This window comes from uncultured Methylobacterium sp. (genome assembly GCF_964251405.1).
Lineage (GTDB): Bacteria > Pseudomonadota > Alphaproteobacteria > Rhizobiales > Beijerinckiaceae > Methylobacterium.
In genome coordinates this window covers 1-6,719 of the sequence record NZ_CAXUJR010000110.1, presented here as the reverse complement: position 1 = coordinate 6,719, position 6,719 = coordinate 1, and the positions used below count along the sequence as shown (strand labels likewise).

The following is a 6,719-nucleotide window of genomic DNA, read 5'->3' as shown; positions in this document are numbered from 1 at the left end:
GGGGGTGAATGATGAGTTGTTCAGGTCATTGCGCCAAACCTTTGCCGATTGCAGGCGCCCCTTGTGCTGACGCGGAACGGCAGCCGTTCCTGCTCTACTGCTCACGCACGGGATGGCAGACCGGACGGCTCTTCGAGGGGAAATGGGTCGATTCGGCCACCCTGATGGAAGAGCTCTCGCCCACGCATTTCCTTCCGAGCCTGCCGCTGGCCGCACCGAAGCCGAGACGCGACGCGACTTGCGAGACGCAGGCGGCCGCAACGGACTACCGGGCCTATTTCACCCGGGCGCTCGATGGGTTGCATCGGGAGAACCGCTATCGGGTGTTCGCGGACATCGAGAGAGAGGCAGGGCGGTTCCCGGAGGCGATCTGGCATGCACCCGACGGAGCGCGCCCGATCACCGTGTGGTGCTCGAACGACTATCTCGGCATGGGCCAGCACCCCGCCGTCGTCGATGCCCTGATCGCGACGGCACGCCGGACCGGGGCCGGAGCCGGCGGAACGCGCAACATCTCGGGGACAAGCCATCCGCTGGTCGCCCTCGAACGGGAACTCGCCGAGCTGCACGACAAGGACGCCGCTCTCGTCTTCACCTCGGGTTACGTCTCGAACCAGGCGACGATCTCGACGATCGGGCGTCTCATCCCGGATTGCCTGATCGTCTCGGACGCAGGCAATCACAACTCGATCATCGAAGGCATCCGCCAGTCCGGCTGCGACAAGGCGATCTTCCGGCACAACGACCTCGCCCACCTCGAAGAGATCCTGCACGAGGCCGGGAATCGCCCGAAGATCGTGATCTTCGAGAGCATCTACTCCATGGATGGCGACACCGCGCCGGTCGCGGCGATCTGCCGGCTCGCCCGCCGCCACGGCGCGATGACCTACCTGGACGAGGTGCACGCCGTCGGCATGTACGGCGCCAGGGGCGCCGGCGTCGCCGAGGCACAGGCTGCGTCCGACCTCGTCGACATCGTCGAGGGTACGCTCGCCAAGGCTTACGGCGTCATCGGCGGCTACATCGCGGCCGACCTGAGCATCATCGACGCGGTTCGCAGCTACGCGCCGGGCTTCATTTTCACCACCGCCCTCCCCCCCGCGACGGCCGCCGCCGCCGCGGCCTCTGTCCGCCACCTCCGGCGCTCGAACCGCGAGCGCCTGGCGCAGCGGCGCCAGGTCGCGACGGTGAAGGCTGCCCTCACGCGGGCTGGACTTCCGGTCATCCCGAACGACACCCACATCGTCCCGGTTCTGGTGCGCGATCCCGGCGCATGCCGGGACGCGGCCGACCGGCTGCTCGGGACGCACGGCATCTACATCCAGCCGATCAACTATCCGACCGTCCCGAGGGGCACCGAGCGCCTTCGGATCACGCCGACCCCGCTTCATACGGACACGCAGATCCAGGCCCTGGCGGACGCCCTCGTGGAGGTCTGGACCGCCTTGGGCCTTCCGCGGGCGCCCGGCGCCGCGGCGCTCTGACCGGCCTGCGGAGCGACGACGATGCGAGCCATCCGCCCCACGACGTCGCTTCTGGCGACGATGGTCATCGTTGGGGGGATCTCTCTCCTCGGCATGCGGCCTCCGGCCCGGATGGAGGCGCTGGCGGCCCGCATCGAACCGTCCGCTCCGGCGGCGCGACCGTCGAGCCCCGGCTTTCCGGTGCGGGCCAGCCTCGCGAGGCTCGAGCGGGTGCCCCTGGTCCGCACCGGGGTCGGATGGGTCGAACCGATGACGACCGTGAAGGTGAGGGCACGGATCGACGGCGAGATCGTCGAGCGCCTCGTGCAGGACGGCGCCGTCGTCGCCGAGGGCGACGTGCTCTTCCGCGTCGACGACAGCGAGATGCGCGCCATCGTGGCCCGCGACGAGGCCGCGCTGGCGCGGGATCGCGCGGTCCATTCCCGCCTCAACGCCGACCTCGCCCGCGCCACGGAGCTGCGCGCCCGCCATGTCGCGACCCAGATGCAGGTCGACCAGCTCACGGCCGACACCCGCGCCGCCGCCGCGACGGTGGCCGCCGGCGAAGCGACCTTGCGGGCATCGCGGATCAAGCTCGGCTACACCGTGGTGCGGGCGCCGATCGCCGGCCGGGTCGGGGTCGTGCGCAGTGTCCGCGGCGATCTCGTGGGGCCGGCCGAAGGGCCCGTCGCCGCTCTCCTCACCGTCACGTCGATGAGCCCGCTGCAGGTGAGCTTCACCTTGCCGGAGCGCGATCTCGATGCCCTGCGCGCCGGGATGCTCCACCGAGACGGAGGACCCAAGGTCACGGTTGTCGTCGGCGGGGACGCCCCTGCCGCGACCATGGGCCGGCTCAGGTTCATCGATTCGTCGGTCGATGCGACCACCGGCACGATCCTGGTGAAAGCCCTGGTGCCGAACGAGGAGGGTTTTCTCTGGCCGGGCCAATATGCACGCGCCAGCGTCGCGCTCGACGAAGGCGTCGAGACCGTGGTCGTACCGGTCTCGGCCCTGGAGCAGGACCGGAAGGGCACCGCCGTCTTCGTCGTCCGGCCGGACGGTTCGGCCGAGCGGCGAAGCGTCGAAGCGACGGAGGTTGGCGGCGGCCTCGCGGCGATCCGCTCCGGCTTATCTGCGGGCGAGCGCGTCGTCGTGGAGGGCCAGGCGCGATTGTTCGAAGGCGCTGCGGTGACGATCGTGGGCAGCGAGGTCGCCTCGGCCGGCGGCGCGGATGTCCCATGACGCTCGCCGCTCCCTTCGTCCGCCGGCCGATCGCGGCCGTCCTGATGGCGCTGGCGCTCCTGGGCGCTGGGCTCCTGTCCTATCGCATGCTGCCCTTGGCAGCCCTTCCGCGAGTTGAATTCCCCGTTGTGCTGGTGGCGGCCCAGTTGCCGGGCGCAGCGCCGGAGACGATGGCGAGCGCCGTCTCCGCACCCCTGATCCGCGAACTCACCGCGATCCCGTCGCTGCAATCCGTCACTGCGACGAACACCCAGGGAGCCAGCGCGCTCACCCTCGAATTCGCGCTGCACCGCGATATCGATCAGGCGGCGGTTGACGTCCAGGCTGCCATCGGCCGTGCTCAGCGCCACCTCCCGACCGAGATGCCGACCGCTCCGACCTACCGTAAGTTCAACCCGGCCGACGCGCCGGTCGTGCTCGTCGCCCTTTCGAGCCGGGGCAAGCCCCTGGGGAAGCTCGATGGGATTGCGCGGGCGGTTCTCGTGCCCGCCCTGTCGGGGCTTCCCGGCGTCGGGCAGGTCGTGCTTCATGGCGGCCAGAAACACGCCGTGCGCATCCGGATCGATCCGCAGGCTCTGGGCGCTCGGGACCTCAGCCTCGACCTCATCGAGCAGGCGATCCGCGCGGCGAATGCGCAGACACCGGTCGGAACGGCCGCGGACATGGATCGGCGGGCGGCATTCCGGCTTCCTACGCAACTCGAGGATGCGGCCGGTTTCCGGGAACTGATCGTCGCGACGCGGGCCGGACGTCCGATCCGGCTCGGCTCCGTAGCCTCCGTCATCGACTCGGTCGAGGACGACCAGACCGGGAGCTGGTTGGACGGCGACCTTGCCCTGATCCTCGCGGTGCACCGGGAGCCCGGCTCCAACGCGGTTGCGGTGGCCGACGGCGTGCGACGGACGTTGCCGCGTCTGCGCGACGAGCTCGGAATCGATGGGACCCTCACGCTCGTCAACGATCACTCGACGGCGATCCGCGAGGGGGTCGCCGACGTCATGGCGACCCTCGTCGCCACGAGCGCCCTGGTGGTTCTCGTCATCTATCTGTTCAGCGGCCGTCTCGGTCCCACCCTGATCGCGGCGCTTGCCATTCCCCTCTCGATCGCCGGCACCTTCGCCGCCATGCACGCCCTGGGGTTCTCGCTCAACACGATCACGTTGCTGGCGCTCACCCTCTCGGTCGGGCTCGTGGTGGACGATGCGATCGTGATGCTCGAGGGCGTCCAGCATCATCGCGAGGTCGGGATGGGACCCGTCGAGGCGGCGATGCGCGGCGCGCGGGAGATGAGCTTCACCATCGTCTCCATCACCGTGTCATTGATCGCGGCGTTCATCCCGGTCCTGTTCATGGGCGGCCTCGTCGGGCGCATCTTCCATGAGTTCGCCGTCACGGTCTGCGTCGCGCTCGCCGTCTCCGCCCTGATCTCTCTCAGTCTGACCCCGGCGCTTGCCGGGCGGCTGCCTGAGGCGGGTTGCCCGCGCGAGACCCGCGCCCGCCGAGCCTTCGCGCGGATCCTCGCCGGATACAGCGCGTCGCTCGATTGGTCGCTGCGGCACAGGTTCGTGATCCTGGTGCTCTTCCTGGCCACCTTGGCCGCGACGGCTTGGCTGGCGCGGTCGATTCCGAAGGGCTTCTTCCCGCAGGAAGATCTCGGCCTCCTCACGGTTTCGACGGAGGCGCGCCAGGACGTCGCTTTCGCCAGGATGGTCGAGCTTCAGGCTCAAGTGGACGCGGTGCTCCAGCACTCGCCCCATGTCGCCCACATCGTCTCCAGCATCGGCGGACTGGGCCCGAATGGCGGAGCCACGAACCAGGGCCGGGTCTTCGTCGAACTCAAGGACCGGCGTCGGCGAGCCGGGCTCGACGTCGTGCTATCGGACCTGCGCCGCGCTCTCGACACCCTGCCGGGCATCGCCAGCGTGGTGACGCCCTACCAGACCATGCGAGGCGGCCGGCAGGGGAGAAGCCAGTACCAGTTCGCCGTCCAGGGGGCGGATCTCGACGAGATCGGTCTCTGGTCGACACGGCTCGCCGAGGCCCTGGCCCGTGATCCGGCTTTCATCGGCGTCACGACGGATCTGCGCAACACCGCCTCGCAGGTGACCCTGCGGGTCGACCAGGACAAGGCGCGCCTCCTCGGCATCGGCACAGACCAGCTTCGGGCGACCTTCAATCTCGGCTTCGGCCCCCGGCAAGTCGCGACGATCCAGAAAAGCTCCGACATCCACCCCGTCATCGTCGAGTTCGCCCGCACGCCCGGGGGACGGGCCGTGAGCCTCGACACCATCAAGCTGCGCGGCTCCGGCGGCACGCTCGTACCGCTGACGGCCTTCGCGACACCCGAGCGGACCCTCGGATTGTTGTCTCTGAGTCAGATCGGGCTCTTCCCCGGCGTGACGGTCTCGTTCGACCTCGCTGCCGGCGTTCCCCTCGGCGAGGGTGTGAAGCGGATCGAAGCCCTAAAGGCGGCGCTGCGTCTTCCGCCATCGGTCACCGTGACCTTCATGGGTACCGCCCGGGCCTTCCAAGACTCGTCCGGAACGCAGGGAATGCTCGTGCTCGCTGCCGTGCTCGCGGTCTATGTCATCCTGGGAATGCTCTACGAGAGCTTCGCACACCCGCTGACGATCCTTGCCGGCCTGCCCGCCGCCGGGCTTGGGGCCCTCCTGGCCCTCTCCGCCGCCGGCATGAGCCTTGACCTGACGGGGATCATCGGCATCCTGCTCCTGATCGGAGTCGTCAAGAAGAATGCCATCATGGTGATCGACGTTGCCGTGTCGCATCTCCAAGCCGGCTTGGCGCCGGAGGCGGCGATCCGTGAAGCATCCCTCCGGCGTTTCCGGCCGATCGTGATGACGAGCCTCGTGGCCATCGTGGGCGCGGTGCCGCTGGCCTGCGGCTACGGGGCCAACCCCGAGATGCGCCAGCCGCTCGGCATCGCTGTGCTCGGTGGTCTGGTCGTGTCCCAGATCCTGACGCTCTACGTGACGCCGGTCCTGTTCCTGTACGTGCAGAGCGTCTCGCAAAGAGTCCTTCGAATGCTTGGATTCTTCGCCAAAGGCGGAGCCTCGGCCATTCATAACAACCGGCATGGCTCATAAGCACGATCACAATGCTGCCCCCGCAATGCGGAGAATACCTGCCTACCTCGGAGCCGGAATATTCGGTGGCCCAAGATGCTGAAGGAAATCCGGCTTGCCGAGGCTCACTCCGGCACTGCGCAGGATCGCGTAGGCGGTGGTGACGTGGAAGAAGAAGTTCGGAAGCGCGAAACCGGTGAGATAGGCCTGCCCCGTGAAGCGATAGCCCATGCCGTTCGGGAACTTCAGCTCCACCTCACGCTCGGCGCCCGAAGCCAGCGCGGCCGGATCGACGCCTTCGACGAAGACGATCGTCTTTGCACACCGCTCCTTCAGCTCGGCGAAACTGGCCTCGACGTCCGGCATCGTGGGCGCCTCGATCCCGGCGAGCCGCGCCACCGCGTTTTTGGCGCTGTCCGACGCCATCTGATATTGGGCAGGCAACGGCCTCATGTCGGGGGCGAGGCGTCCGATGAGGAGCTCGGCCTCCGGCTTTTCCGATGCCGCCTTGTCAAGCCAAGCGCTCATAGCGCGAAGCGAGTTGACGAAGATCGGAACGCTGACGTCGTGGATGCTGATGCTCATTCCCGAACCCTAGGGCACCTATCCCCATCGACGCAATGAGGAGGCGCATCCGGGCGGACCCGCGATGCTGACCTCATGCGGTCCTTCACGGCATGCGGACGACCGTCCAGTGACGCGGGTTGTCCGGAATTCCAAAAACGAACCAGAGTTTCCACACGGGAGGGGAGAGGCGCAGGGCTGATGCGCGAGGTCCGGCTGACCTGCCAGATTGTCCGCCGTTTGGCCGAGCGTCAGCCGCCCATGGTCCGGTTCGATTATGCGGCGAGCGTCTCCACGTTGAAGGAGAGGTATGGGACGCCGGCAGCCGGTGCACTCGGCTTTGGCCGCCACACCTCGTCCATCCAGA

At 68.4% G+C, this 6,719-nt stretch carries 4 protein-coding genes; 3 read left to right on the top strand and 1 reads right to left on the bottom strand.

Translation table 11 applies throughout. The features are described from left to right. Window positions 1-164 precede the first annotated feature (164 nt). Genes hemA through ACFE7U_RS15805 form a run of 3 tightly spaced genes read left to right on the top strand, consistent with a single transcriptional unit; the run spans window position 165 to window position 5,809 of the window. Window positions 165-1,484, top strand: a complete 1,320-nt coding sequence (gene hemA, locus ACFE7U_RS15815) for a 5-aminolevulinate synthase (protein WP_375410676.1) — start codon at window positions 165-167, stop codon at window positions 1,482-1,484. 21 nt (window positions 1,485-1,505) lie between these two features. Continuing rightward, window positions 1,506-2,705, top strand: a complete 1,200-nt coding sequence (locus ACFE7U_RS15810) for an efflux RND transporter periplasmic adaptor subunit (protein ID WP_375410675.1) — start codon at window positions 1,506-1,508, stop codon at window positions 2,703-2,705. Continuing rightward, complete coding sequence (locus ACFE7U_RS15805; RefSeq protein ID WP_375410674.1) at window positions 2,702-5,809, top strand: efflux RND transporter permease subunit; 3,108 nt, start codon at window positions 2,702-2,704, stop codon at window positions 5,807-5,809. Before ACFE7U_RS15810 ends, ACFE7U_RS15805 begins: the two co-directional genes overlap by 4 nt. Window positions 5,810-5,851: 42 nt before the next feature. On the opposite strand, the gene ACFE7U_RS15800 is transcribed toward ACFE7U_RS15805, so the two are convergent. Continuing rightward, window positions 5,852-6,373 (bottom strand): DUF1993 family protein, encoded by a 522-nt coding sequence (locus ACFE7U_RS15800; RefSeq protein ID WP_375410673.1) that lies wholly within the window; start codon window positions 6,371-6,373, stop codon window positions 5,852-5,854. Window positions 6,374-6,719 lie beyond the last annotated feature (346 nt).

What these genes read in the sequence shown, in the direction of transcription:
- hemA (WP_375410676.1), top strand. Translation starts at nt 165, where the DNA reads ATGGAAGAGCTCTCGCCCACGCATTTCCTTCCGAGCCTGCCGCTGGCC.
- ACFE7U_RS15810 (WP_375410675.1), top strand. Translation starts at nt 1,506, where the DNA reads ATGCGAGCCATCCGCCCCACGACGTCGCTTCTGGCGACGATGGTCATC.
- ACFE7U_RS15805 (WP_375410674.1), top strand. Translation starts at nt 2,702, where the DNA reads ATGACGCTCGCCGCTCCCTTCGTCCGCCGGCCGATCGCGGCCGTCCTG.
- ACFE7U_RS15800 (WP_375410673.1), bottom strand. Translation starts at nt 6,373, where the DNA reads ATGAGCATCAGCATCCACGACGTCAGCGTTCCGATCTTCGTCAACTCG.